Source organism: Stenotrophomonas sp. GW821-FHT02D01, from assembly GCF_059421765.1.
Genome location: NZ_JBWKVP010000001.1, coordinates 417,165 through 441,569, shown reverse-complemented (window position 1 = coordinate 441,569; position 24,405 = coordinate 417,165). Strand labels below are relative to the sequence as shown.

General features: G+C 66.6%; 20 protein-coding genes. 9 read left to right on the top strand and 11 right to left on the bottom strand.

The features are described from left to right. Positions 1–207 precede the first annotated feature (207 nt). Complete coding sequence (locus AC07UW_RS02040; RefSeq protein WP_223494409.1) at positions 208–420, bottom strand: DUF4287 domain-containing protein; 213 nt, start codon at positions 418–420, stop codon at positions 208–210. 398 nt (positions 421–818) lie between these two features. Here AC07UW_RS02040 and AC07UW_RS02035 point away from each other — a divergent pair, with 398 nt between their 5' ends. Continuing rightward, positions 819–1,718 (top strand): LysR family transcriptional regulator, encoded by a 900-nt coding sequence (locus AC07UW_RS02035; RefSeq protein ID WP_312110457.1) that lies wholly within the window; start codon positions 819–821, stop codon positions 1,716–1,718. Positions 1,719–1,823: 105 nt separating this feature from the next. On the opposite strand, the gene AC07UW_RS02030 is transcribed toward AC07UW_RS02035, so the two are convergent. The 3 genes from AC07UW_RS02030 to AC07UW_RS02020 all read right to left on the bottom strand — a co-directional run bounded on the left by AC07UW_RS02030 (position 1,824) and on the right by AC07UW_RS02020 (position 5,229). Next, positions 1,824–2,807, bottom strand: a complete 984-nt coding sequence (locus AC07UW_RS02030) for an aldo/keto reductase (RefSeq protein WP_100435908.1) — start codon at positions 2,805–2,807, stop codon at positions 1,824–1,826. 141 nt (positions 2,808–2,948) lie between these two features. Next, positions 2,949–4,112, bottom strand: coding sequence for a PilT/PilU family type 4a pilus ATPase (locus AC07UW_RS02025; RefSeq protein ID WP_049467229.1), 1,164 nt, complete (start codon positions 4,110–4,112; stop codon positions 2,949–2,951). A 79-nt stretch (positions 4,113–4,191) separates the two neighbouring features. Further along, on the bottom strand, positions 4,192–5,229 hold the full coding sequence (locus AC07UW_RS02020) for a type IV pilus twitching motility protein PilT (RefSeq protein ID WP_004147099.1): 1,038 nt from the start codon (positions 5,227–5,229) through the stop codon (positions 4,192–4,194). An 87-nt stretch (positions 5,230–5,316) separates the two neighbouring features. Here AC07UW_RS02020 and AC07UW_RS02015 point away from each other — a divergent pair, with 87 nt between their 5' ends. Next, entirely contained in the window at positions 5,317–5,994 is a 678-nt protein-coding gene (locus AC07UW_RS02015; RefSeq protein WP_495211302.1) for a YggS family pyridoxal phosphate-dependent enzyme, read from the top strand. A 16-nt stretch (positions 5,995–6,010) separates the two neighbouring features. Further along, positions 6,011–6,832 carry a pyrroline-5-carboxylate reductase gene (proC, locus tag AC07UW_RS02010; protein WP_495211301.1) on the top strand — a complete coding sequence of 274 codons (822 nt, stop codon included), beginning with the start codon at positions 6,011–6,013 and terminating at the stop codon, positions 6,830–6,832. A 55-nt stretch (positions 6,833–6,887) separates the two neighbouring features. On the opposite strand, the gene AC07UW_RS02005 is transcribed toward proC, so the two are convergent. Next, positions 6,888–7,763: a LysR family transcriptional regulator gene (locus AC07UW_RS02005; RefSeq protein WP_313250240.1), complete on the bottom strand. Its 876-nt coding sequence runs from the start codon at positions 7,761–7,763 to the stop codon at positions 6,888–6,890. Between the two features lie 98 nt (positions 7,764–7,861). Here AC07UW_RS02005 and AC07UW_RS02000 point away from each other — a divergent pair, with 98 nt between their 5' ends. Next, a complete protein-coding gene (locus AC07UW_RS02000; RefSeq protein WP_165376438.1) occupies positions 7,862–8,464 on the top strand; it encodes a short chain dehydrogenase in 603 nt (200 codons plus the stop codon). A 37-nt stretch (positions 8,465–8,501) separates the two neighbouring features. On the opposite strand, the gene soxR is transcribed toward AC07UW_RS02000, so the two are convergent. Beyond that, entirely contained in the window at positions 8,502–8,936 is a 435-nt protein-coding gene (gene soxR, locus AC07UW_RS01995) for a redox-sensitive transcriptional activator SoxR (protein ID WP_032951587.1), read from the bottom strand. 88 nt (positions 8,937–9,024) lie between these two features. Here soxR and AC07UW_RS01990 point away from each other — a divergent pair, with 88 nt between their 5' ends. Next, positions 9,025–10,386: an MFS transporter gene (locus AC07UW_RS01990; protein WP_495211300.1), complete on the top strand. Its 1,362-nt coding sequence runs from the start codon at positions 9,025–9,027 to the stop codon at positions 10,384–10,386. Between the two features lie 55 nt (positions 10,387–10,441). Here AC07UW_RS01990 and AC07UW_RS01985 read toward each other — a convergent pair whose 3' ends face one another. Together AC07UW_RS01985 and AC07UW_RS01980 are read right to left on the bottom strand one after the other, a co-directional pair. After that, positions 10,442–12,484, bottom strand: a complete 2,043-nt coding sequence (locus tag AC07UW_RS01985; RefSeq protein WP_495211299.1) for an esterase/lipase family protein — start codon at positions 12,482–12,484, stop codon at positions 10,442–10,444. Continuing rightward, entirely contained in the window at positions 12,481–13,458 is a 978-nt protein-coding gene (locus AC07UW_RS01980; RefSeq protein ID WP_495211523.1) for an Lnb N-terminal periplasmic domain-containing protein, read from the bottom strand. The genes AC07UW_RS01985 and AC07UW_RS01980 overlap by 4 nt, the downstream gene beginning before the upstream one ends. A gap of 163 nt (positions 13,459–13,621) precedes the next feature. Between AC07UW_RS01980 and AC07UW_RS01975 the strand changes: the two genes are divergently transcribed. After that, positions 13,622–14,026, top strand: coding sequence for a GFA family protein (locus tag AC07UW_RS01975; protein ID WP_025874047.1), 405 nt, complete (start codon positions 13,622–13,624; stop codon positions 14,024–14,026). A 279-nt stretch (positions 14,027–14,305) separates the two neighbouring features. On the opposite strand, the gene AC07UW_RS01970 is transcribed toward AC07UW_RS01975, so the two are convergent. Next, entirely contained in the window at positions 14,306–17,407 is a 3,102-nt protein-coding gene (locus AC07UW_RS01970) for an efflux RND transporter permease subunit (RefSeq protein WP_495211298.1), read from the bottom strand. A gap of 4 nt (positions 17,408–17,411) precedes the next feature. Next, positions 17,412–18,578 carry an efflux RND transporter periplasmic adaptor subunit gene (locus AC07UW_RS01965; protein WP_495211522.1) on the bottom strand — a complete coding sequence of 389 codons (1,167 nt, stop codon included), beginning with the start codon at positions 18,576–18,578 and terminating at the stop codon, positions 17,412–17,414. Between the two features lie 152 nt (positions 18,579–18,730). Between AC07UW_RS01965 and AC07UW_RS01960 the strand changes: the two genes are divergently transcribed. From AC07UW_RS01960 to AC07UW_RS01950, 3 genes are all read left to right on the top strand, one after another. After that, positions 18,731–19,414 carry a response regulator transcription factor gene (locus tag AC07UW_RS01960; protein WP_025874050.1) on the top strand — a complete coding sequence of 228 codons (684 nt, stop codon included), beginning with the start codon at positions 18,731–18,733 and terminating at the stop codon, positions 19,412–19,414. Beyond that, on the top strand, positions 19,392–20,777 hold the full coding sequence (locus tag AC07UW_RS01955; protein WP_495211297.1) for a sensor histidine kinase: 1,386 nt from the start codon (positions 19,392–19,394) through the stop codon (positions 20,775–20,777). Before AC07UW_RS01960 ends, AC07UW_RS01955 begins: the two co-directional genes overlap by 23 nt. A gap of 98 nt (positions 20,778–20,875) precedes the next feature. Then, positions 20,876–22,969: a TonB-dependent siderophore receptor gene (locus tag AC07UW_RS01950; RefSeq protein WP_495211296.1), complete on the top strand. Its 2,094-nt coding sequence runs from the start codon at positions 20,876–20,878 to the stop codon at positions 22,967–22,969. Between the two features lie 540 nt (positions 22,970–23,509). Here the strand turns inward: AC07UW_RS01950 and AC07UW_RS01945 are convergent. Further along, complete coding sequence (locus tag AC07UW_RS01945; RefSeq protein WP_223494397.1) at positions 23,510–24,397, bottom strand: LysR family transcriptional regulator; 888 nt, start codon at positions 24,395–24,397, stop codon at positions 23,510–23,512. Positions 24,398–24,405 lie beyond the last annotated feature (8 nt).

The window sequence follows — 24,405 nt, the reverse complement described above, 5'->3', positions numbered from 1 at the left end:
TGGGGAGCGGTATTAGACACAATCTGCATGACAGTTGCAGATGAAATCGTTCAGTTGGGAGTTGCGGCGAACGGCGCAGCCCCTCGTGGCTGGGCGGCATGCTGCCTCCGAATCTGGCAGTGGGCCGGGCGGGTTCCGTGCGCGTCCAGCCACGTAAAGAGAAAAGAAGAGCAGAAGCGGGTCGCTGCGCTCGGTGGAGCGGTTGTCTCAGCGCCGAGTGGCCAGGTGGTGGGCGACCAGGGCGTTTGCGTGGCCATGGCCCAGCCCGTGCTCGGATTTCAGGAAGCTGACCAGCTCCATGTGCTTCAGCCCCGGCCGTTTGGCCAGCAGCCCCAGCCAATGCGTCACCGGCTGCCCGTAGGTCTTTTCGATGGAAGGAAAATAGGACGCCGGGCCCTTGGGTTTGCTGTCGCTGCTCATGTGCTGCTCCCTGTTGTTTGGAAAGTACCCATTCGACGAACCACGGAACCACAAATCGACATCGGCATTTACCGACCAGCGCCGGTGCCACCGGGTACGCATCCACGCATGGCGTGGATCTACGTGTCGACCAAGGTCGACACCTACCAACAGCATCTACCAACAGCACCGGGAAACTGTCGAAGGCGGGGTGGGTCCGGTTGCAGGGGCGTGAGCGCCATGGATGGCGCGACCGAGCTTACAGGGACGTACTTGCAGCGTCCCCTGCAACCGGACCCACCCCGCCATCCCACAGGAACCCAGCTTTTGCTCTTGCTTCGGCTGTTGCTGTTGAGGTTGCCGACCAGCGGCCGGCACTACCTCGGGCGCCGGGCGCAGCCCGGCCGTATCATCCCCTCATGCCGCGTGAAAACCTCAACGACCTGCAAGCCTTCGTCCACGTCGCCCGCGAAGGCAGCTTCACCAGGGCCGCTGCCCAGCTTGGCGTCTCCCAGTCCGCCCTCAGCCACGCCATGCGCGGGCTGGAAGAACGACTGGGCGTGCGCCTGCTGACCCGCACCACCCGCAGCGTCGCCACCACCGAGGCCGGTGCCCGCCTGCTGGAAACCCTGGCCCCGCGCCTGGCAGAGATCGAAGACGAACTGGCCGCGCTGGCCGAGTACCGCGAGCGCCCCGCAGGCACCATCCGCATCAATGCCACCGGCCACGCCGCCGAGTACCTGGCGTGGCCAAGGCTGGCACCGCTGCTGCAGCAGTACCCGGACCTGAAGGTTGAACTGACCACCGATTACGGCCTGGCCGACATCGTCGCCGAGCGCTACGACATCGGCATCCGTCTCGGTGAGCGCCTGGCACGCGACATGGTGGCGCTGCCGATCAGTCCGCCGCTGCGCATGCGCGTGGTGGGCGCACCGTCGTACTTCCGCCAGCACGTGGCGCCGGTGCATCCGCACGATCTGGCCGGGCACAACTGCATCACCCTGCGCCTGCCGACCCATGGCGGCCTGATGCCTTGGGATTTCGGCCAGGACGGTAACGAGCTGAGCATCCGCGTCTCTGGTCAATGGACCTTCAACACCATGGGCATGACGCGGGCTGCGGCGCTGGCCGGCAGCGGACTGGCCTGGCTGCCCGAAGACCAGGTGCAGGCGGCCCTGCTGGAAGGCCGCCTGCAATCAACACTGGATGACTGGTGCCCGCATTTCGATGGCTACTACGCGTATTACCCGTCACGCCGGCACGTCACCGTGGCGATGCGTACGGTGCTTGATGCGCTGCGCGGGCCGATGGTGGGGTGAGGCGTGCGGACCAACGGTCCGCACCCACCACAGGACGAGAGTCCGCGCCCACCACAGATCGAAAGACCGCACCCAGCACAGGACGAAAGTCCGCACCCACTGCGATCAGCCCTTGGCCTGCGCTGCGCGCTGCGCGTTGTAGCGCTCGCCGACGATGGCGATCTCCTGCAGCGTCTGCGCGATGCGCTCCAGCTCGGCGGGAGACAGCTGCAGGTCGGCAGCGGCAAGGTTCTCTTCCAGGCGATGGATCCTGGTCGTCCCCGGAATCGGCACGATCCACGGTGCCTGCGCCAGCAGCCAGGCCAGCGCGACCTGTGCCGGGGTGGCACCCCGCGCCGCCGCGATCGTGGTGATGCGGTCAACCAGCGCTTGATTGGCGCGACGCGCTTCCACTTCGAAGCGTGGCACGGTGTTGCGGAAATCGTTGTCGGCGAAGGTGGTGTCGGCGTTGATCGCGCCAGTCAGGAAGCCGCGACCCAGCGGGCTGAACGGCACGAAGCCGATGCCGAGTTCCTGCAGCGCCGGCAGCAGTTCGCGTTCCGGTTCGCGCCACCACAGCGAGTATTCGCTCTGCACTGCGGCCACCGGTTGCACGGCATGCGCGCGACGCACCGTGGCGGCGCTGGCTTCGGACAAACCGAAGTGGCGCACCTTGCCCTCGGCGATCAGGTCACGCACGGTGCCGGCCACATCCTCGATCGGCACGTTCGGATCCACGCGATGCTGGTAGAACAGGTCGATGTAGTCGGTGCGCAGGCGCTTGAGGCTGGCTTCGGCCACCGCACGGATGTTCTCCGGACGACTGTCCAGGCCGGTGTCGACCTGTGCGTCCTTGAAGCCGAACTTGGTGGCGATCACCAGCTTGTCGCGGTGCGGTGCCAGCGCCCTGCCGAGCAGGTCTTCGTTGGTATACGGTCCGTAGACTTCGGCGGTGTCGAAGAAGGTCACGCCGCGCTCGACCGCAGCGTGCAGCAGGGCGATGCCCTGGCTCTGCTCGACGGCGGGACCATAGCCGTGGCTCAGGCCCATGCAGCCCAGGCCCAGGGCGGAGACTTTCAGGCCGCTGCGGCCGAGTTCACGTGTCTGCATCGTCGTGCTCCAGTAGGGGAGCGATGACGATACGCCTGCAGGGGCAGCGGATTGAACGACCTGGATGGCAGTCGGTCATGACTGGATCTCATGAATGCCGTCCTGCCATCCATCGCACTGCCGCCGGCAGCGGCACCTTCGTTACCGGACCTCTGAAATCTCCACGCCATCCAGCCCCTGCGACAGGGTGCGGGCATCGCCGCCCTGGCTGAGCTTGATGCGCAGGCGCACTTCGTTCTGCGAGTCGGCGTAGCGCAGTGCGTCCTCGTAGCTGATCTCACCGGCCTGGTACAGCTCGAACAGGCTCTGGTCGAAGGTCTTCATGCCCAGCTGGACCGATTCCTTCATCAGCTCCTTCAGCTTGTGGATCTCGCCGTCGCGGATGTAGTCCTGCACCAGCGGCGTGCCCAGCAGGATCTCCATCGCGACCTTGCGCGAGCGGCCATCCGGCGAAGGAATCAACTGCTGCGCGACCACGCCCTTGAGGTTCAACGACAGATCCATCAACAGCTGGTTGCGGCGATCTTCCGGGAAGAAGTTAACGATGCGGTCCATCGCCTGGTTGGCGTTGTTGGCGTGCAGCGTGCACAGCACCAGGTGACCGGTTTCAGCGAAGGCGATGGCGTGGTCCATGCCCTCGCGGGTACGCACTTCGCCGATCATGATCACATCCGGCGCCTGGCGCAGGGTGTTCTTCAGCGCGGCTTCCCAGCTGTCGGTATCGATGCCGACTTCGCGCTGGGTGATGATGCAGCCCTCGTGCTTGTGCACGAATTCGATCGGATCTTCGATGGTGATGATGTGCCCGGTCGAATTCTGGTTGCGGTAACCGATCATCGCTGCCAGCGAGGTTGATTTACCGGTACCGGTCGCGCCGACGAACAGGATGATGCCGCGCTTGGTCATCGCCAGCGTCTTGATGATCGGCGGCAGGCTCAACTCTTCCACGGTCGGGATGCGCGTCTCGATGCGACGCAGCACCATACCGACCTGGTTGCGCTGGTAGAAGCAGCTCACGCGGAAGCGGCCGACGCCGGACAGGCCGATGGCGAAGTTGCATTCGTGGGTCTTTTCGAATTCCTCGCGCTGCGCCGGCGTCATCACGTTCAGCACCAGGTCGCGGCTCTGCTGCGGCGTCAGTGGCGTCTGGGTGATCGGCGAGATCTTGCCGTTGACCTTGATCGCCGGCGGCATGCCGGCAGTGATGAACAGGTCCGAGGCGCGCTGGTGCGCCATCAGCTTGAGGAACGAGGTGAAATCGATGGTGGTCGCGGTGGTGTTCACGGCGGGCTCCCAATGGGGCATGTACCAGGAATCGGTCGGTGGAGGAAACAGCGCGGGGCCGGCGACGTCTTCGCGCGCCCTGCCCCGCCATTGCCTCGCCTTACTCGAACAGACGCTTGTCCTTGGCGTATTCGCGGGCCTGGTTGCGGGTGATCAGGCTGCGCTTGACCAGGTCCTGCAGGTGCTGGTCCAGGGTCATCATGCCGTACTGCTGGCCGGTCTGGATGGCCGAATACATCTGCGCCACCTTGTCCTCGCGGATCAGGTTGCGGATGGCCGGGGTGCCCACCATGATTTCCCACGCAGCGGTACGACCGCCGCCGACCTTCTTCAGCAGCGCCTGCGAAATGACCGCGCGCAGCGATTCGGACAGCATCGAGCGCACCATCGGCTTCTCGCCGGCCGGGAACACGTCGATGATGCGGTCGATGGTCTTGGCCGCCGAACTGGTGTGCAGGGTGCCGAACACCAGGTGGCCGGTTTCCGCGGCGGTCAGCGCCAGGCGGATGGTTTCCAGGTCACGCAGTTCGCCGACCAGGATGATGTCCGGGTCCTCACGCAGTGCCGAACGCAGCGCTTCATTGAAGCCGTGCGTATCGCGGTGCACTTCGCGCTGGTTGATCAGGCACTTCTGCGAGGTGTGCACGAATTCGATCGGATCCTCGACGGTGAGGATATGGCCGTATTCGTTCTTGTTGATGTAGTCGATCATCGCCGCCAGCGTGGTCGACTTGCCCGAACCGGTCGGGCCGGTCACCAGGATCAGGCCCTGCGGCTGCTGGATCACCTCGCGGAACAGCGGCGGGCAGGCCAGGTCTTCCAGGGTCAGCACTTCGGACGGAATGGTACGGAACACCGCACCGGCGCCACGGTTCTGGTTGAACGCGTTGACACGGAAGCGCGCCAGCGACGGGATCTCGAAGGAGAAATCGACTTCGAGGAATTCCTCGTAATCGCGGCGCTGCTTGTCGGACATGATGTCGTACACCAGCGCGTGGACCTGCTTGTGGTCCAGGGCTGGAATGTTGATCCGGCGAACATCACCGTCCACGCGGATCATCGGCGGCAGGCCTGCGGACAGATGCAGGTCGGACGCTTTGTTCTTTACGGAAAACGCCAACAGCTCGGCGATATCCATGAGCGGCTACTCCCCAATAACGGCTTCGACTGGAAGGATCTTTCCCCGGGCGGCAGTATAGCCTCCTGATTGAACGGAACGCGTTACGTGGCCACTCCCCTGCCCCAGATCCTGAGCAACCTGCACAACGCCGCCGCTGCCGCCGGGCGGCCACCGCCGCGCCTGCTGGCGGTGTCCAAGACCCAGCCGGCCGAGGCCGTGGCTGCGCTTGCCGCGCAGGGCCAGACCGCGTTCGGCGAAAACTACGTGCAGGAAGCGCTGGCCAAGATGCAGGAACTGCAGCCGCTGGGCCTGGAATGGCACCTGATCGGCCACCTGCAGTCGAACAAGGCCGAACCGGTGGCCACGCACTTCGACTGGGTGCAGAGCGTGGACCGGCCCAAGCTGGTCGCCGTGCTGGCCCGCTACCGCCCCGCTGAACGCGGCCCGCTGAACGTACTCATCCAGGTCAACATCGATGACGAGTCGAGCAAGCACGGCTGCGCGCCGGACGACGTGGACGCGCTGGCGGCAACCATCGCCGCCGAGCCGAACCTGTGCCTGCGCGGCCTGATGGCGATTCCTGCGCCGTGGCCCGACACCGAGCGCCGGCGCGACGCGTTCGTGCGCATGCGCACACTTTTCGAGGCGCTGGCTGCCGCTCATGCCCAGGTGGACACCCTGTCGATGGGCATGAGCAGCGACTACGCTGAAGCGATCGCCGAAGGTGCCACCCTGGTGCGCATCGGTACCGCCCTGTTCGGCGCGCGTCCGCGCCCGGCCTGATTCCAAGGAGATTCCCATGGCAGCTGATTCCATAACCTTCATCGGCGGCGGCAACATGGCACGCAGCCTGATTGCCGGCCTGATCCGGCAGGGCGTGCCGGCCACCCACATCCACGTGGCCGAGCCAGTGGCCGAACTGCGCGAAAAACTGGCTGCCGATTTCGGCGTGCAGACCCACGACAACGCGGCCGCTGCGGCGGCGCAGGGCAACACGTGGCTGCTGGCGGTGAAACCGCAGGTGCTGCGCGAGGTCTGCCAGTCACTGCAGGTGTTGGCGCAGGCACAGGAGCCGTTGGTGATCTCGATCGCCGCCGGCATCACCAGCCCGCGGCTGCAGCGCTGGTTGGGTGGCACGCTGCCGGTGGTGCGCGCGATGCCCAACACCCCGGCCCTGCTCGGTGCCGGGGTCACCGGCCTGTATGCCACGCCAGCGGTGGATGCGCAGCAGCATGCGCAGGCCGAACGCGTGCTGGCCAGCGCGGGACGCACGGTGTGGATCGATGACGAAGTGCAGATGGATTCGGTCACCGCCGTATCCGGCAGTGGCCCGGCCTATGTGTTCCTGCTGGCCGAAGCAATGGAAGCGGCCGGCATCGCACAAGGCCTGCCTGCAGAAGCGGCGCGCACGCTGGTGGTGCAGACACTGCTGGGTGCCTCGCGCATGCTGGACGAAGCCGGTGAAAGCCCAGCCGAACTGCGGCGCCGGGTGACCTCCCCCAACGGCACCACCCAGGCGGCGATCGAGAGCTTCCAGGCCGGCGGGTTTGAAGCGTTGGTGGAAAAGGCACTGCGTGCCGCGCAGGTGCGTGGGCAGGAACTGTCTGCGGCCAATGATTGAAACAGGTGTGCCGACCAACGGTCGGCACCCACCGTCATCCACGCATGGCGTGGATCTACGTGCCCAGCCTGGCCATGACGAAATCAACGAAACACTGCAGCCGCGGTCGGGGGCGACGGTCGGGCAGGTAGATCAGGTGCATCGGCCGTGGCTCGGGCAGATGGTCGCGCAGCAGTGGCTTCAATCGTCCCGCTGCGATTTCGCCGGCAAGCAGCGCGGTCGGCTGCAGCACCAGGCCCGCGCCCGCCACGGCTGCTTCGCGGAGCGCGTAACCGTCATTGCTGGTCAACCGCGCTTCCCAATCGACCTGTTCGCCATTGGCCAGCTGCCAACCGTGACCGCCGCGCCAGGCCAGGTGGCTCAGGCAATCATGTCCTTCAAGATCGGCAGGCGTGCGCGGCGTACCGCGGCGGCGCAGGTACGACGGTGATGCACACAGACTCATCGCATACGGCGGCAGCGGCCGCGCCACCAGTTCCTGCGATGGCAGCGGACCAACGCGTATCGCTGCATCGAAGCCATCCTCGATCAGGTCGATGCGGCGATTGCTCAGGTCCAGCTCGATGTTCAGCAGTGGCTGTGCCCGCAGCAGCTCGCTCAACACGGGAGCCAGCACGCAGCTGCCCCAGGTGGTCGGCGCACTGACCCGCAACAGCCCACGTGGCTGCACCTGCAGCCCGGCCACGTCCGCCTCGGCCTGCTGCACCTGTTCCAGCACCTGCCGGCAACCGGCCAGATAGGCAGTGCCGGCTTCGGTCAGGCGTTGGCGACGGGTGTTCCGCTGCAGCAGCGCGGTGCCCAGGTGCGCTTCCAGCTGCTGGATGTACTTGCCGACCATCACCGCCGAGACCTGCAGGTGGCTGGCGGCTGCGGAAAAACTACCGTGCTCGGCCACGGCGACGAAGGCCTGCATGCAGCGCAAGGTATCCATTGCAAACCCATGGTTAGGAATGTGCGAATAATACGCCCCTTACCAAACCAGCCAACAACGGCGCAGACTTCGTCCATCCCCTCTCGCAAGGAACTGTCATGAAGATCCTTCTCGTCGGCGCCAGCGGCACCCTCGGCCAGGCGGTCGCCCGCCACCTGGGCCAACAGCACGACATCCTCGCTGCCGGCCGCCGCAGCGGCAGCCTGCGCGTGGACCTCACCGACGACGCCAGCGTGCGCGAGCTGTTCGCGCAGACCGGCCCGGTCGATGCGGTGATCTCCACCACCGGCAAGCTGCATTTCGGCCCGTTGCAGCAGATGACACCCGAACAGTTCAACGTCGGCCTGCAGGACAAACTGCTCGGCCAGGTGCGTCTTGCACTGGCCGCGCAACACCATCTCAACGCTGGCGGTTCGATCACCCTGACAAGTGGCATCGTCAGCGCGCAGCCGATCCGCGATGGTGCCAACGCCACCGCCGTCAACCATGCACTGGAAGGTTTCGTGCGGGCGGCGGCGCTGGAACTGCTGCCGCGCGGGCTGCGCATCAACGTGGTCAGCCCGAACGTGCTGGTGGAATCGATGGAAGCCTACGGCCCCTACTTCCCCGGCTTTGAAGCGGTAACCGCACAACGCGCGGCGCTGGCCTTCCAGCGCGCGGTGGAAGGCATCCAGAGCGGCGAAACCATCACCGTCTGGTAACGAGCGTGCCGACCAGGGTCGGCACCCACCAGCACGGTCAGCCCCAGCGCATCGGGCCGTCGCCGCGCTCGCCGAGCACGTCATCCGGGTTGGCCAGGCGGCAGCGCTTCAGTGACAGGCAACCGCAGCCGATGCAGCCGGTCAGCTCGTCGCGCAGCAGCTGCAGCATGTGGATGCGTTCCTCCAGCTCCACCTGCCAGCGTGCCGACAGCTTGGCCCAGTCGGCCTTGGTCGGCGCCCGCCCCTGCGGCAGGCTCTCGAACGCACGTGCCACCGCTTCCAGCGGCATGCCCACGCGTTGCGCCACGCGGATCACCGCCAGCCGGCGCAGTACGTCGCGGGCGTAGCGGCGCTGGTTGCCGGACGTGCGCAGGCTGCTGATCAATCCCTTGCGCTCGTAGAAATGCAGCGCAGAGACGGCCACGCCGCTGCGACGGGCGACATCGCCGACGCTCATGTCCTGTGCCAGCATCGATTGACCTCAACTTTGGTTGAGGTGGCATGCTGCTACCATCGCCGCCAGATGACAAGCGCGGCCCGTCCGCCCCCGCAGGAACCCGATGCCCTCCCCCGCTGCCACGGCCGATCCGGTCGATTCCTCCATCCTGTCCGCGCGCTACCGCGCCACCACCCTGGGCATGGTCGCCCTGGTCTCCCTGCATGCCTTCGAGGCACTGGCGGTGGCCGCAGCAATGCCGACCGTGGCCGAGGCCCTGGACGGCCTGCGCTTGTATGCGTTGGCCTTCGGCGGCACCTTGGCCACCAGCGTGATCGGCATGACCCTGGCCGGCCGCTGGGCCGACCGCCACGGCCCCGCACGCCCGCTATGGTGGGGCCTGGCCTGCTTCGTGCTGGGCCTGCTGCTGGCGGGCTTCGCCCTGCGCATGGGCATGCTGGTGGCCGGACGCCTGCTGCAGGGCCTGGGCGCAGGCGCCATTTCGGTGTCGCTGTATGTGATGGTCGGCCGGACCTATCCCGAGCATCTGCGGCCGAAGGTCTTCGCCGCGTTCTCTGCCGGCTGGGTGGTGCCGTCGATGATCGGCCCGGCGCTGAGCGGTGTGATCGTGCAGCATCTTGGCTGGCGCTGGGTGTTCCTGGCGGTGCCGCTGCTGGCGATACCGGCCGGCCTGCTGCTGCGACCGGCACTGGCGCGCATGCAGGCTGCAGCCACGGATGTTGCCTATGATGGCCGCGGCAACATCGTGCGCTGGGCCAGCGGCGCCTCCCTGGCTGCCCTGCTGCTGTATCTGGGCGGGCAACAACAGGGCGTACCGGCACTGCTGTGCATCGGCGTGGCGATGGTGGCGCTGCTGTTCTGCGTGCATCGCCTGTTGCCCACCGGCACCCTGCGCCTGCGCCGCGGCCTGCCCAGCGTGATCGCATTGCGTGGTGTGGCCGCTGCCGCGTTCTTCGCCTGCGAGGCCTACCTGCCCCTGCTGCTGCAGCGCGAGCGTGGGCTGTCACCCAGTTGGGCCGGTGCAGTGTTGAGCCTGGGTGCACTGGGCTGGTTCACCGGCTCGTGGTTGCAGGGTCACCAGCAGCGTGGCTGGTCGCGGCAGCAGCTGCTGCGCGTGGGCACGCCGCTGATGACCGTGGGCATCGCCGCGACGCTGGCGGTGCTGTTCACTGCGGTGCCACTGCCGGTCGCACTGGTCGGCTGGACGCTGACCGGCTTCGGCATGGGCATGATCTACGCCAGCCTGTCGGTACTGACGTTGTCGTTGTCGCCGCCGCACGAGCAGGGCGCGAACACCTCGGCCCTGCAGTTGAGCGAAGCATTGTCGGTGACCACCGCACTGGCGGTATCCGGCGCGCTGTTCGCACTGTTCGTGGAAAGCGCCCCGCATACCGGTTACGTACTGTGCCTGGCCATCACCTTGGGCCTGGCGGTGTTCGCCACGGTGATCGCACGGCGCGTGTAGACGCCCCGGATAACGGACGTTGCCGGCCAACGGCCGGCACTACCGCGGTGTCCCGTTATGGCCTCGCCACCGTACCCACTTCATCGATGTCCTGGTGCAGGATGCGGCGCACTTCCAGAACCGCCTGCGGCGTCTCCTGCACGCTGTGGCCAGAGATGATCACCTTCTCCGACAGCGCGCCCGGCAGGTGCGAACTCCAGTACGGCACCAGCCCATCGTCGGACTTTTCCACAGGCAGTTCCGGTTTGCGCTGGGCGATGATCGAGTGGTACTTCAGGCCCGGCGTGATCGGCAGCTGCGCAGCGGCTTTCACGAACGGGTCGCTGGCCTTGAGGTTGTCGATGCTGTTGGGAATCTTCGGCTTGGCCGTGCCGTCCGCCTGCTGCTCGGCCTGCGCCAGTGCCAGGAACACATCCTCGAACTTGCCGAGGATGGTCAGCGGCAGGCGGACCAGGCGGCCGATCAGGCGACCGACCTTGTTGCCGGCGATGTCCGTGCCCTGGTGCGGAGCCGCGATGAAGATCGCACGCTCCACGTTCGGCTCAGCCTTGAAGTGCAGCAGCGGACCCAGCTTGGACTGTACCCTCTTCAGGCGTTCGCCCTTCAGGTCGTAGTTGGCCAGCAGATCGTTCCACAGCACGTCCCCCGAGTCGCTGACCAGCAGCCGCGCCAGCACGCCGCCCATGCTGTGGCCGATGTAGACCATGTCCTTTGAGGCGCGCGTGCTGCCGTTGGGGTCGAAATGCTGCAACGTGTCGTTGAACGCGTTGGCGATCTCGTAGCGGTTGAGCGCGATCGGCGCATTGGTCGGGTAGTACACCTGCCACACCTGGAACTGCTGGCGCAGTTCGGGGTCACCCATGATCTCGTTGGCCAGGTTCACCCACGCTTCCGGGCTGCTGCCCAGGCCATGCAGCATGAAGATGATGCGGCGGTTCGGGTCCCACGGCTGCATCAGGTAGATGTGCGGCTCGCCGATGCCCTCGCTCATGCCGAACAGGGTACGCAGCGACTGCGTGGCGAACCCGCTCTGCGCCAGCCACAGGCCGTAGGCTGCGGTGAAGTTGCCCGCCAGCGGCACCTCTTCGCCATGCAGGGTGATGCGCTCGGTGGCCTCGGGCGAGTAGCCATCCAGCAGCACCTGGCGGGTGCGCATCACGTCTTCCAGCGTGTTGCCTTCAAAACGCAGCAATGCCGTGACGTTGATCGAGGACATCTCGCTGTACTCGGGCACCGAATCATCGTGCTGGTGGCGGCGTCCGCGGCGGACGCCCTCCTCCTGCTCGTCCTTGGTGGCCTCCGCCTGTGCCGTTTCGGCCTTGGCCCCTTCCGCGGCGACGGCAGGCACCACCAGCTTCGGCGGGTCCATCACCATCACCAGCTCGGCGCCGAAACCATCGCGGCGATAGGTGCTGCGCATGCCGACGAAGCTGACGGTACCGGCCGGCACCAGCTGCTTGGGGATGCTCTTCAATGAAAGGCGCTGGAAATCGGAAGCCAGCGTCCAGCTGCCCGCCGACACCGGCTTGGTGTAGTCCTCGCCGGCCAATGCTGCGGCACGGGCACGCGCGAACAACACCACGGCGGCCTTCTCGGCAGCATAGTTGTAGTAATCGCGCACCTGCGTCTGCCGATCCTCGAACGCGCGATCGGAGGGCGAGCGCCCGCTGTAGAAAAGATAGGCATAGCCATAGCGCGCCGCCTCCAGCCACGCATCCAGCGCCGCATCGCTCATCGGCGGTTCGTTGGCCGCCTGCTTCTTCGGCGTCAATGCCAGAGCGGCCTTCACCCACAGCTCGGACAGCGTCGACAATCGCTGCTCGACGTTGAGGTCATCGGTCATCAACAGCGTGCTGCGGCAGACCAGGAAGTCCTTCTCGCACTGCGATTCGTCCAGCCCGGCCGCACTCAGCGTCTCGCGCGAGGCGGGGCTGAGCTTGCCGGTGTTGAGCACATCGGCGCGCTTGTTGACCAGGTAATCGCTGGACGCCACCTGCTTGACGGTGACCATCGCGCAGCCGCTGCCGCCCAGCAGCAGGAAAGCAGCCAACAACGCCGGCAGCGCACGCTGCCAGCGGAACAGGATCATCGGGGTCATTGCTGCAGGTCCTGCTCGGTGCCAGGGATGCCCTGGCGGATCACGGTGGAGAAATCATCGTCGGGTGCCATCTTCAGCGCGCGCTCGGTGATGCGGCCCTTGGCATGCAGCTCGGCGTACGGCACGCCAGGCGTGAGCGCGCCCACCTCCTGCGCGTACTCGGCCAGGTAGCCCGAGGCCAGCAACCGGTAGTCCATCGGCAGGCGCGGGGCGATATGCCGCGCCAGGTCGAAGACAATCGTGGTGCAGTTGCTGGTCAGCGTGTTGTAGAAGCCGGGCGTGGCATCAAGCTGGCGTGCCTGGTCGATGTAGGCAGCAAACAGGGTCTTGAGCTGGTTGCGGTCCATGCCGTGCAGGCGGTACAGGTAGACATCCTCGCCGCGCGCGTTGGTGCGCGTGCGGATGATGTCGGTTTCTTCGGACGCGACCAGCGTCATCTCGAACTTGCGGAAGAAGCCGCCCAGTGCCGAGAACGATTCACCACGCTCCTTGCGGATTTCCAGCGAGAACACCAGATGGCGCCCGTCCTCGAATCCGAACGAGACCAGGGTGTGGGCGATCGCCGGGCCCATCCAGTACGACAGCACCAGGTCGGCCGAACGCAACTGGTCCAGGTCGTAGCTGCGGCGCACCCAGCGCGCGTCGTAGTCGGTCTCGGTGCGCCAGGTGAAATCGCGCACGTTGTCCAGCACCACGTGGCGGCCGTCGAAGGATTCCACGTGCAGGCGCTGCGCCACGTCATCGGCCCAGTCGCGGTCCTGGCGTGGGGTCAGCAGCAGCCACCACAGCCCCGCCAGCGCCAGAGCGCCGGCAAAGGCCGCCCACAGCCGGCGCGTGCCACGGCCGCGCGCCACCTGCCAGGCCGCCCAGGCGGCGGCCAGCAGCCACAGCATCGCCGCGGTCAGGCCCAGCCAGCCTGGCCCGGGCATCTGGTAGGTCAGCAGACCGGCCACCCACAGCGCCAGCAGCACCATCACACATCCTGTCATCCATCGTCCTGCGGCTTTCACTGGCATCCTGTCGGGGTCCCGGGGCGGCATAGTTAGCCACAAGCCGCCTCACGGCGACATCTACGACGGTTCAGGCTGGCGCCGGCGGGCGCATACTGGCGTCCACCAAGGTGTACAGGGAGCGAGGATGGGCATTACCACCGTGGCCGGCGTCGCCGTGCAGGCGCAGCACCGGGCCAGCTGTCATTGCGGCACCGTCGAGCTGCTGCTGGACCTGCCCGAGGGCATCGTCGACCCGCGCCGCTGCGACTGTTCGATGTGCCGGCGCCGCGGCGCCATCGCCGCCAGCGTGGCCGAAGACGGGCTGCATATCGTGCGTGGGCAGGCCCATCTGCGCCTGTACCAGTTCAACACGCACGTGGCCGAGCACTACTTCTGCGACGTCTGTGGCATCTACACGCACCACCGCCGCCGCTCCAACCCGGACCAGTACGGCTACAACGTGGCCTGCCTGGAAGGCATCGATCCGTTCGCGCTGGGAACCGTTCCGGTCAGCGACGGGGTGAACCACCCCTCTGATCGCACCGGTTAGTGGCGGCTGCGCCGGGGCGGCGGCGCGATCTTCTGCCACGGTGCCATGCTGGCCCGGCCGACGCGCAACGGACGCTTCAACGGCGTTCGACGCGCGGGCAGGTCCGCTGCAGGCGGCAGCGTCACGGCGGGCAGCGCAGGGCGTGAGGGCCAGAGTCGGTCAAGCAACCACATGGTAGGTCTCCGTGGGGGACGGGGACGATCAACCCTACCGATGCCCGGGCCAAGACCGGGTGATGGCGTTGCGGCAGGCCGATGACAACCGACGGCCCTGGCCTCCTCAGTGCACCGGCCGCGCCCTGCCCACCCGCCGTACCAGCACGAAGAACAGCGGCACCAGCACCACCGCCAGCACCGTTCCGGAGAGCATGCCGCCGATCACGCTCATGCCGATTTCACGCCGGCTGACCGCGCCGGCGCCGGTGGCCAACGCCAGCGGGATGACGCCTGCCACGAAGGCCAGCGAGGTCATCACGATCGGCCGCAGGCGCAGGCGCGCGCCCTGTAGTGCCGCTTCCACCGCTGAACTGCCGGCGCGGTAGCGTGCTTCGGCGAACTCCACGATCAGGATCGCGTTCTTTGCCGACAATCCAATCGTGGTCAGCAATCCGACTTGGAAGTAGATGTCATTGACGAAGCCCGCAGCCGTGGTCGCCAGAACCGTACCGATCACGCCCAGCGGAATCACCAGCACCACCGCCACCGGCACCGTCCAGCTCTCGTAGAGCGCGGCCAGGCACAGGAAGATGAAGGCAATCGAAGCGGCGTACAGGTACAGCGTCTGGTTGCTGGCCAGTTGTTCCTGATAGGACAGCCCGCTCCATTGCAGATCGAACCCGGGTTGATCGGCCACCAGCGCCTGCATGCGCTGCATCGCTTCACCCGAGCTGCGCCCTTCGGCCGCGCTGCCCTGGATCTGCATCGCCGGCAGGCCGTTGAAACGCTGCTGAAGCTGCGGCCCACGCGCCCAGTGGCTGCTGGCAAAGCTGGCGAACGAGGCCATCTGGCCGTTGCTACCGCGCACGTACCACTGGCCGATGTCGTCGGGCACGCTGCGGTAAGGCTGGTCGCCCTGCATGTAGACACGCTTGACCCGGCCGCGATCCAGGAAATCATTGATGTAGCTTCCACCCCAGGCGGCAGACAGCGTGGAATTGATGTCGGCCTGTGCCAGGCCCAGCGCGCTGGCCTGGGCGTGGTCGATGTCCAGCCGCAGCTCGGCCTTGTCGCCCAGCCCGTTCAAGCGCACAGAGGTCAGCCCGTCGTCTTCGCCGGCTGCGCGCACCACCTGCTCCTGCGCGGCCTGCATCGCCACGCGTCCGGCCGCGCTGGTGTCCTGCAGCCACAGTTCGAAACCGCTGGACTGCCCCAGGCCACGCACTGCCGGGGGCGCGAGCACGTTGACCTTGGCATCGGGCAGCTTGCGGAAATAGGCATTGGCGCGCGCGATGATCGCCGCTGCGGTGTTGTCGCCCTTGCGCTCGTCCCAGGGCTTGAGTGCCAGGAAGCCTTGCCCCGCATTCTGACCGGTACCGGCGTTGTTGCGACCGACTACCACGAACACCACGTCCAGGTTCTGCTTCTCGTGCTCCATGAAATAGCGACTGATCTGCTCGCCCAGCGCTTCGGTGCGCGCCATCGGCGTGCCTTCCGGCGTGGAGAACTGGAAGGTCACCTGGCCCTGGTCCTCCACCGGCAGGAAGCCGGTGGGCATGCGCGCGTACAAGGCGATCATGGCGATCACCAGCAACAGGTAGAACGCCATCCAGCGCCGCGGACGTGACACCACGCCACCGAGCTTGCCCTGGTAGGCCGACTGGCTGCGTTCGACGCCACGGTTGAACGCGGCGAAGAAGCGCCCCGGTGGCTTCTGCGCCGACGAGGGCTTGAGCAGCGTCGCGCACAGCGCCGGTGTCAGGGTCAGCGCAACCAGCGCCGACAACGCCATGGCCGATGCAATCGTGATCGAGAACTGCCGGTAGATGATGCCGGTGGAACCGCCGAACAGCGCCATCGGCAGGAACACCGCACCGAGCACCACGGTGATGCCGATCAGCGCACCGGTGATCTCGCCCATCGACTTCTCGGTTGCCTCGCGTGGCGGCAGATGCTCTTCGTGGATGATGCGTTCCACGTTCTCCACCACCACGATCGCGTCATCGACCAGCAGGCCGATGGCCAGCACCATCGCAAACAGCGTCAGGGTGTTGATGGTGAAACCGGCCACCGCGAGGACGCCGAAGGTACCCAGCAGCACCACCGGCACCGTGATCGCAGGAATCAGGGTGGCGCGCAGGTTCTGCAGGAACAGGAACATCACCACCACGACCAGTACGATCGCCTCGATCAGGGTGTGGATGACCCCTTCGATGGAGACCCGTACGAACGGCGTGCTGTCGCGTGGATAGGCCACCTGTAGCCCGGGCGGGAACGTAGGCCGCAGCCGCTCAAGCTCCGCGCGTACTGCATCGGCAGTGGCCAGCGCGTTGGCGCCGGAGGCCAGGGTCACCGAGAAACCGGCGGCCGGATAGCCGTTGAGGAAGCTGCTGGTCTGGTAATTCTCCGCGCCGATCTCGACCCGCGCCACGTCGCCCAGGTGCACCACCGCGCCGCTGGGCAGCGTGCGCAGGATGATCGCGCGGAACTGTTCCGGAGTCTGCAGGCGCGACTGCGCGGTGACGGTGGCATTGAGGCTCTGCGTCGCACTGGACGGCAACGCCCCCAGCTCGCCGGCAGTGACCTGGGTGTTCTGTGCCTGGATCGCGCTGCGCACATCCGACGGCATCAGGTCGTAGGCACGCAGCTTGTGCGGATCCAGCCACACCCGCATCGCATAGGCCGAACCGAACACATTGATCTCGCCGACGCCGGCGATGCGGCTGATCGGATCCTGCACGTTGCTGACCAGGAAATCGGAAACGTCCACCCGCTCCATGCGCCGGCTGGTGTCGTACAGCGAAACCACCATCAGCGAGTCGCCCTGCGACTTGGCCACGGTCACGCCCTGCTGCTGCACTTCCTGCGGCAGGCGGTTGATGGCCTGGTTGACGCTGTTCTGCACCTGTACCTGGGCGATATCGGGGTTGGCGCTCTGGTCGAAGGTGACCGTGATGCGCGCCTGTCCCGAAGAAGAACTGGTGGACGAAAAATACAGCAGGTGGTCGATGCCCTTGATCTGCTGTTCGATCACCTGGGTGACGCTGTCTTCCACCGTCTGTGCAGATGCGCCGGTGTAGTTGGCGGTGATGTTGACCTGAGGTGGTGCGATGTCCGGATACTGCTCGACCGGCAGCTGAGTCACCGCAATCGTGCCGAACGCCATGATGCAGATCGCCAGTACCCAGGCGAATACGGGGCGGTGGATGAAGAAGCGCGGCAGCATGCGCTCAGTCCTTTCCGGCCGGCGCAGCCACGGACGCGGGCTTCATCCGCACCGGCATGCCGTCGGCAAGGCCCTGCGCCCCCGCCACCACCACCCGCTCGCCAGCGCTGATGCCATCAAGCACCAGCCACTGGTTGCCCACCGCGCGGGCAGTGCGGAAGGTGCGCAGTCGCGCCTTGCCCTCCTTGTCGACCAGCCACGCCTGCGCCTCGCCCTTGGCACTGCGGTCCACCGCCGACTGCGGTATCAGCAGCGCCTGCTGCTGCGTGCCCTGGCCCACCTGCGCGCGCACGTACATGCCCGGCAACAGCTGTCCCTCGGGGTTGGGGAACTGCGCGCGCAGGGTGATGCTGCCGGTCTCCTGCTGCACATCGATGTCGGCAAATTCCAGCGTGCCCGGCAGCGGGTAGTCGGTGCCATCGGACAGGCGCAGCCGCACCGGCGCGCTGTTGGCCTGCACGCCCCCCTCGGCAATGGCGCGACGCAGCGCCAGGTACTCGTTGCTGGACTGGGTGATGTCCACGTTCATCGGGTCGACCTGCTGGATCCGCGCCAGCGGATCGGCCTGGGCGGATGTCACCAGGGCACCCGGGGTGAACAGCGCGCGACCGATGCGACCGGCAATCGGTGCGGTGACCGTGGCAAAGCCCAGCCGCGTACTGGCGGTATCGCGCGCTGCCTGCGCAGCCTGCACCGCCGCAGCCGCCTGCTGGCCACTGGCGATGGCATCGTCCACGTCCTGGCGCGCGGCCAGCTGGTCCTTGCCCAGCGCCTGCATCCGCTGCGCCCGCAGGCGAGCGGTCACGGCGGCCGCTTCGGCGGTCTTCAGGTTGGCCTGCGCCTCGTTCAGGGCGGCCTGGTACAGCGCCGGCTCGATCTGGAACAGAGGCTGCCCGGCCTTCACCAGCTGCCCCTGCTCGAACAGGCGCTTCACCAGCACCCCGTCCACCTGCGGGCGTACATCCGATTCCTGCGAGGCAATGGTGCGTCCCGGCAGTTCCTGCTCCAGCGCCAGCGTCTGGTTCTGCAGCGTCAGCACGGTCACTTCCGGCGTCGCCTTGCCTGGTCTGGGTGCGTCCTTGCCGCAGCCGGCCAGCAGGGTAGCCAGGGCAAGCACCAGCAGCGGCCGGCGCCAGCCCGCGGCAGGCAGGGAGAAGTACGGAAGGGTCATCGGCAGCAGGTTCCACGCGCGGGGGGAGCGTTCGGCGCCGAATATAGAAGACAGCGCGCTGCGATCCAGCGAAAAACGCATGAAACATTTTTCATTTGCAGTGCACGCCTACGGTTGCGAGGATGCGCAGGTCCCAATCTGCAAAGTGGCCCATGCCGCGCGTACTCACCATCGAGGACGACCTTGTCACCGCGGAGGAAATCGCCACCGAGCTGCGCAGCCACGGCTTCGAGGTGGATCTGGCCAGCGACGGCAGCAGTGGCCTGGCGCTGGCACGTTCAGGCGACTACGCAGTGATCACCCTGGACCGCATGCTGCCCGGCATTGACGGGCTGGCCCTGGTCACCACGCTGCGCCATGAAGGCATCGCCACGCCGGTGTTGATGATCAGTGCGCTGTCGGACGTGGATGAACGCGTGCGTGGCCTGCGTGCAGGTGGCGACGACTACCTGACCAAGCCGTTCGCCTCCGATGAAATGGCCGCGCGCGTGGAAGTGCTGATCCGGCGCCAGGGCCAGGCCGCTGCCAGCGACAAGGTGCTGCGCGCCGGCGACCTGGAACTGGACCTGATGAGCCGCTCGGTGCGCCGTGGCGGCCAGGAGATCAACCTGCTGCCGACCGAGTTCAAGCTGCTGGAATTCCTGGTCCGCAATGCCGGCCAGGTGGTCACCCGCACCATGTTGTTCCAGGAAGTCTGGGGCTACCACTTCGATCCGGGCACCAACCTGATCGACGTGCATATCGGCCGGGTGCGCAAACGCATCGAACAACCCGGCCGGCCGCAGCCGATCCTGACCGTACGTGGAACCGGTTATGTCTTCGACGCGCAATCCTGACCATTGGCGCTCATCCAGCAGCCGCCTGCTGGGCCTGTACTGCATCCTGTTCGTGGCCTGGTCCAGCCTGCTGCTGGGCGTGATGTACTGGCGCATCTCGGACTACCTGAACGACCTGACCGAATCGGGCCTGCAGCAGCGCGCCCATCTGTTCATGAGTTTCGACGGCCCGGCGCTGGATGACGCGCTGCGCGACAGCCAGCGCTTCGACCTGCACCAGGTGTATACGTACGGGCTGTTCGACAAGGCCGGCGTGGCGATGGCGGGCCCGCTGACGGCCATCCCCGAAGGACTGCCGCTGGATGGCAACTCGCATCAGGTAGCGGGTTGGACGCTGGTCGATGGCCGCCACGAGAGCGGTGGCAGCGCGCTCGGCGTGGTGACCCGGGATGGCCGGACACTGGTGTTCGTGCGCCAGAACGGCAAGCTGATGGCGGTCAACAGCATCATCCTCGATGCATTGCTGTGGGGCGTGTCACTGACCGTCATCCCCGGGCTGGTGGGCTGGCATCTGCTGCGCCGGCGCCCATTGAAGCGGATCCAGCAGATCGAAGCGGCCACCAACCGCATCATTGCCGGCGACCTCGGACAACGCCTGCCTGTATCCAACCGACGCGATGAGATCGATCGGCTGTCGAGCATCGTCAATGCCATGCTGGAACGCATCGAACAGCTGATGACCGAGGTCAAAGGCGTGTGCGACAGCATCGCGCATGACCTGCGCACACCGCTCACGCGCCTGCGTGCACACCTCTACCGCATGCGCGTGGGCCTGGACGAGCACGACCCGCATGCGGACCCGCTGGACAAGGCGCTGGCGGAGACCGACATGCTGATGGCGCGCTTCGCCGCCCTGCTGCGCGTGTCCGAGCTGGAAAGCCACCAGCGCCGTTCGGCCTTCGACGAGGTCGACATCGCCGACCTGCTGCAGGAGCTGCACCAGTTCTACCTGCCATTGGCCGAAGAGAAACAACAGGATCTGCAACTGCAGGTGGCGCCGCAGATCGGCATGCTGCGCGGCGACCGCGAACTGCTGTTCGAAGCGGTGGCCAACCTGCTGTCCAACGCCCTGCAGTTCACGCCTGCGCACGGGCGCATCCTGCTGCGCGCGGTGGACGACCAGGGCGCGCCCCGGATCGATGTGATCGACAACGGGCCGGGCATCCCGCCGCAGGACCGCACCTTGATCTACCAGCGCTTCTTCCGCGGCAGCAGCAGTGCCGGGCAAGGGCCCGGCTTTGGCCTGGGGCTGTCGATCGTGGCCGCCATTGCCGGGCTGCACGGCTTCCGTGTCCGCGCCGGCAGCGCGCCCGGCGGCGGCGCTTGGATGAGCATCCGGGGCGCCGCAGACGGCCTGCCCTGAAGCGAGCTCATCACCGGTAAGTGCATTTGGGAATCATTTGTATTTGGGGGCGGGCATCCGGATAATCCGCCGTCACCGCCCTTCCCGGATTCCCCACGATGCCCGCCCTGCCGTCGCGCCGCCCGCTGCTGTACACGCTGTTCCTGCCCACCCTGCTGGCGTCGGCCATCGCCCAGGCCCAGGACGGCACTGCGGCCCGGACCCTGGACAAGGTGACCGTGGTGGCCGAGCGCGCCAGCACCGCGACCAAGACCGACACCGCCCTGACCGAGACGCCGCAGGCGATCAGCGTGGTCACCCAGCAGCTGTTCACCGATCGCGGCGCACACAACCTGCAGGAAGTGCTGCGCTACAGCGCCGGTGTCACCGCCGACGCCTGGGGCCTGGACACCCGCAATGACGCCAGTTCGGTACGTGGCCTGGACCCGGTGCAGTACCAGGATGGCCTGCGCCGCAGCTACGGCTTCAGCCCGTTGGCACGCCCGGAGGTATACGGCCTGGAACGGGTGGAAGTGCTGCGCGGCCCGTCATCGGTGCTGTACGGAGCGGGCGCCACCGGCGGCATCATCAACGCCATGAGCAAGCGCCCGAGCTTCGGCGCCGCCAGCGGTGAAGTCGGCCTGCAGTTGGGCAGCTTCGATCGTCGGCAGCTGCAGGGCGACATCGGTGGTGCGCTGAATGACGACGGCACGGTTGCCGGGCGTTTCGTCGGTCTGGTCCGCGAATCGAACATGCAGACCGATGTCCTCAAGGACGACCGCGTGTATCTGGCACCCTCGATCAGCTGGCGCGGCGAACGCAGTACGTTGACCCTGCTGGCCAGCTACCAGCACGACAGGACTGGCTCCAGCCAACAGTTCCTGCCGCTGGCCGCGACCCTGCACGCAGCGCCAGGTCGCCGTCTGGATCCGACCACCTTCATCGGCGATGCCGGTTTCGACCGCATCGATTCGCGCGTGTACAGCCTGACCGCCCTGTACGATCATCGCTTCAACGATGCGGTCAGCCTGCGCTCGGCGGTGCGCTACATCGACGGCAAGACCACCCTGCAGCAGTTGTATGTGGACAGCTACAGCAACCCGGAAAACCCCTTCATCGATGCCGACCGGCGCGTGGTCAACCGCACCGCCTACGGCACGCAGCCCGACATCCAGGTGATCAGCGCCGACAACGCTGTGCAGTTCGACTTCGCCACGGGCGCCTTCCAGCACCTGCTGCTGGCCGGCGTGGACTACAGCCAGTACAAGGAGCAGCTGCAGCGGCTGGATGCCACCGGCACCCCCATCGATGTCTACGCGCCGGTATCGATCGCCCCGACCGTTCGTGGCTGGGAGCGCCAGCCGGACCAGGAGTCTTCCCAGCTGGGCGTGTATGTGCAGGACCAGATCCGCTGGGCTGATCGCGTGTCGCTGGTGCTGGGTGCGCGTCGCGACCATGCTCGTTCGAAGACCGAAGGCCAGCCCAGCCAGACCGACAATGCCACCACCTACCGCGCCGGCCTGATCGGCGACGTCGGCGGCGGCGTATCGCCGTACCTGAGCTACAGCGAATCGTTCCTGCCGGTGTCCGGCCAGGATCTGTTCGGCAATGCATTCAAGCCGATGCGCGGACGCCAGGCCGAAGGTGGCATCAAGTGGCAGCCGGCCCGCAACATGCTGTTGACCCTGGCCGCCTACCGCATCACCGAGACCAACCGGCAGACCAACGATCCGGACAACGTGCTGAACGTGGTCCAGACCGGCCAGATCCGTTCCAAGGGCGTGGAGCTGGAGGGCCAGTTCCAGTTCGCCAATGACCTTACGGTCACTGCGGCTTACGCGCGCAACGAAGCCGAGGTCAGCCGCAGCAACTTCGCACTGGAAGTGGGCGAACGCCTGAACGACACCCCGCAGGACCTGGCCTCGGCCTGGGTGTCCAAGGGCTTCCAGCTGGACGACGACGCACGGATGAAACTCGGCCTGGGTGTTCGCCATGTCGGCAACACGGTGTCGCTGGGCAATGGCGGCCGCGTCATCACCCCCAGCTACACCCTGGCCGATGCGCTGGTGGAAGTGCAGGTGACCAACTGGACCTGGGCCTTGAACATCACCAACCTCACCGACAAGCGTTACTACGCGCCGTGCCGCACCTTCGGCGATTGTTTCGCCGGCTACCCGCGCGTGGTCACCGGCACCATCAGCTATCGGTTCTGAGCACGGCAACGGCCGGCGACCGCCGCAGCAGCACAGCCAGCACCCCATTGCTGGCGTGCTGGCCACACGTTACGCAGGTGCGCAGATGCACCGCCCGCCGCCGCTCCCGCGCACGACGCGCATTGCCACCCCCGAGGCAAGCGCAATCAGCGCATTCGTGGCTGACCACGAACTGGCGGCGGGCGATGCGGGTTGGCGTACCGGACAACTCTGGGACTGACCGGCGGATCATTGTGATCCCCACACATCGCCCACCACGGACAGCGGGGCACGAGATCCGCAGGCGCCATCCGTGCGCCTGCCGATCACGCGCCAGAGTTGATTGTGGGACGCCAATCCCAGCCGGCCGATGATGGCCGACGGGGACATGCTGGTCGTCGTAGCCGAGGCGGTATGTAGGGATTGCCCGCACCGGTGCATCAGGCTTGCCGCAGGCATGATTCCCGAAGACAGAACTGCAGGCCGAATCACATTCCGGAGGCATGCACGACGCGGATCACCGCCGCACCCACGCATGCAGTACGGATGCTCTGCCGGCAATCACGACACTACCGGTTGTGCTGCCATCGCCAGGAAATTCTGCAGCACCGGCGTGGGTGATTCCGGGCGCATGCAGAACTGCAGTTCGAACGCAGCATTGCCGCCGTCCAAGGGCCGATAGACGATTTCCTCGGGACGGAACCCGGCCATGCTTGCCGGCACGATCGCCACGCCCGCTTCCACGGCCACCAGCGACAGCACTGCGTGCATGCCCTGTGCTTCCTGCACGACCCGCGGCGTGAAGCCGGCAGCAGTACACAGGCCCAGCACCTGCGCGTGGAAGCCGATGCCTTCGGCCGATGGCCATGAAACGAACGGCTCGTCCACCAGGGCTGGGACATCCAGCCGTTGCCGTGCGGCCAGCCGATGCGCGCGCGGCAGGGCAATGGCCAGTCGATCATGGTCGAACGCCTGCAGATGCAGCTCTGCGGAAATGATCGGCGGAATCAGGATGCCCAGGTCGATGCGCCCTTCGCGCAGCCACTGTTGCTGCTGCCGCGAGGTGGCTTCGTGCAGATGCAGCTGCACCTGCGCAAACGCATGACGGAACTGGCGGATCAGCGCCGGCAGGCGCCCATAGAGTGCGCTGCCGACATAGCCTACGCGCAGGCTGCCGGTCTGCCCTGCCGCCGCTTCCCGCGTGCGCTGCAGCGCCTGTTCGGCATGCTGCAGGGTTGCACGCGCCTCCACCAGCAGCGTCTGCCCCGCCGCGGTCAGGCCCAGCGTGCGGTTACCGCGTACGATCAGCCCGGTACCCACCTCGTCTTCCAGGCGCCGCATCGCCGCCGTCAATGGCGGCTGCGACATGTGCAGGCGTGCAGCAGCGCGATGGAAGTGCAGTTCTTCGGCCACCGCCACGAACTGGCGGAGCAGGCGCAGATCGATCATTTCATCGC

What these genes read in the sequence shown, in the direction of transcription:
- AC07UW_RS02040 (WP_223494409.1), bottom strand. Translation starts at nt 420, where the DNA reads ATGAGCAGCGACAGCAAACCCAAGGGCCCGGCGTCCTATTTTCCTTCC.
- AC07UW_RS02035 (WP_312110457.1), top strand. Translation starts at nt 819, where the DNA reads ATGCCGCGTGAAAACCTCAACGACCTGCAAGCCTTCGTCCACGTCGCC.
- AC07UW_RS02030 (WP_100435908.1), bottom strand. Translation starts at nt 2,807, where the DNA reads ATGCAGACACGTGAACTCGGCCGCAGCGGCCTGAAAGTCTCCGCCCTG.
- AC07UW_RS02025 (WP_049467229.1), bottom strand. Translation starts at nt 4,112, where the DNA reads ATGCCCCATTGGGAGCCCGCCGTGAACACCACCGCGACCACCATCGAT.
- AC07UW_RS02020 (WP_004147099.1), bottom strand. Translation starts at nt 5,229, where the DNA reads ATGGATATCGCCGAGCTGTTGGCGTTTTCCGTAAAGAACAAAGCGTCC.
- proC (WP_495211301.1), top strand. Translation starts at nt 6,011, where the DNA reads ATGGCAGCTGATTCCATAACCTTCATCGGCGGCGGCAACATGGCACGC.
- AC07UW_RS02005 (WP_313250240.1), bottom strand. Translation starts at nt 7,763, where the DNA reads ATGGATACCTTGCGCTGCATGCAGGCCTTCGTCGCCGTGGCCGAGCAC.
- AC07UW_RS02000 (WP_165376438.1), top strand. Translation starts at nt 7,862, where the DNA reads ATGAAGATCCTTCTCGTCGGCGCCAGCGGCACCCTCGGCCAGGCGGTC.
- soxR (WP_032951587.1), bottom strand. Translation starts at nt 8,936, where the DNA reads ATGCTGGCACAGGACATGAGCGTCGGCGATGTCGCCCGTCGCAGCGGC.
- AC07UW_RS01990 (WP_495211300.1), top strand. Translation starts at nt 9,025, where the DNA reads ATGCCCTCCCCCGCTGCCACGGCCGATCCGGTCGATTCCTCCATCCTG.
- AC07UW_RS01985 (WP_495211299.1), bottom strand. Translation starts at nt 12,484, where the DNA reads ATGACCCCGATGATCCTGTTCCGCTGGCAGCGTGCGCTGCCGGCGTTG.
- AC07UW_RS01980 (WP_495211523.1), bottom strand. Translation starts at nt 13,458, where the DNA reads ATGGTGCTGCTGGCGCTGTGGGTGGCCGGTCTGCTGACCTACCAGATG.
- AC07UW_RS01975 (WP_025874047.1), top strand. Translation starts at nt 13,622, where the DNA reads ATGGGCATTACCACCGTGGCCGGCGTCGCCGTGCAGGCGCAGCACCGG.
- AC07UW_RS01970 (WP_495211298.1), bottom strand. Translation starts at nt 17,407, where the DNA reads ATGCTGCCGCGCTTCTTCATCCACCGCCCCGTATTCGCCTGGGTACTG.
- AC07UW_RS01965 (WP_495211522.1), bottom strand. Translation starts at nt 18,578, where the DNA reads ATGACCCTTCCGTACTTCTCCCTGCCTGCCGCGGGCTGGCGCCGGCCG.
- AC07UW_RS01960 (WP_025874050.1), top strand. Translation starts at nt 18,731, where the DNA reads ATGCCGCGCGTACTCACCATCGAGGACGACCTTGTCACCGCGGAGGAA.
- AC07UW_RS01955 (WP_495211297.1), top strand. Translation starts at nt 19,392, where the DNA reads ATGTCTTCGACGCGCAATCCTGACCATTGGCGCTCATCCAGCAGCCGC.
- AC07UW_RS01950 (WP_495211296.1), top strand. Translation starts at nt 20,876, where the DNA reads ATGCCCGCCCTGCCGTCGCGCCGCCCGCTGCTGTACACGCTGTTCCTG.
- AC07UW_RS01945 (WP_223494397.1), bottom strand. Translation starts at nt 24,397, where the DNA reads ATGATCGATCTGCGCCTGCTCCGCCAGTTCGTGGCGGTGGCCGAAGAA.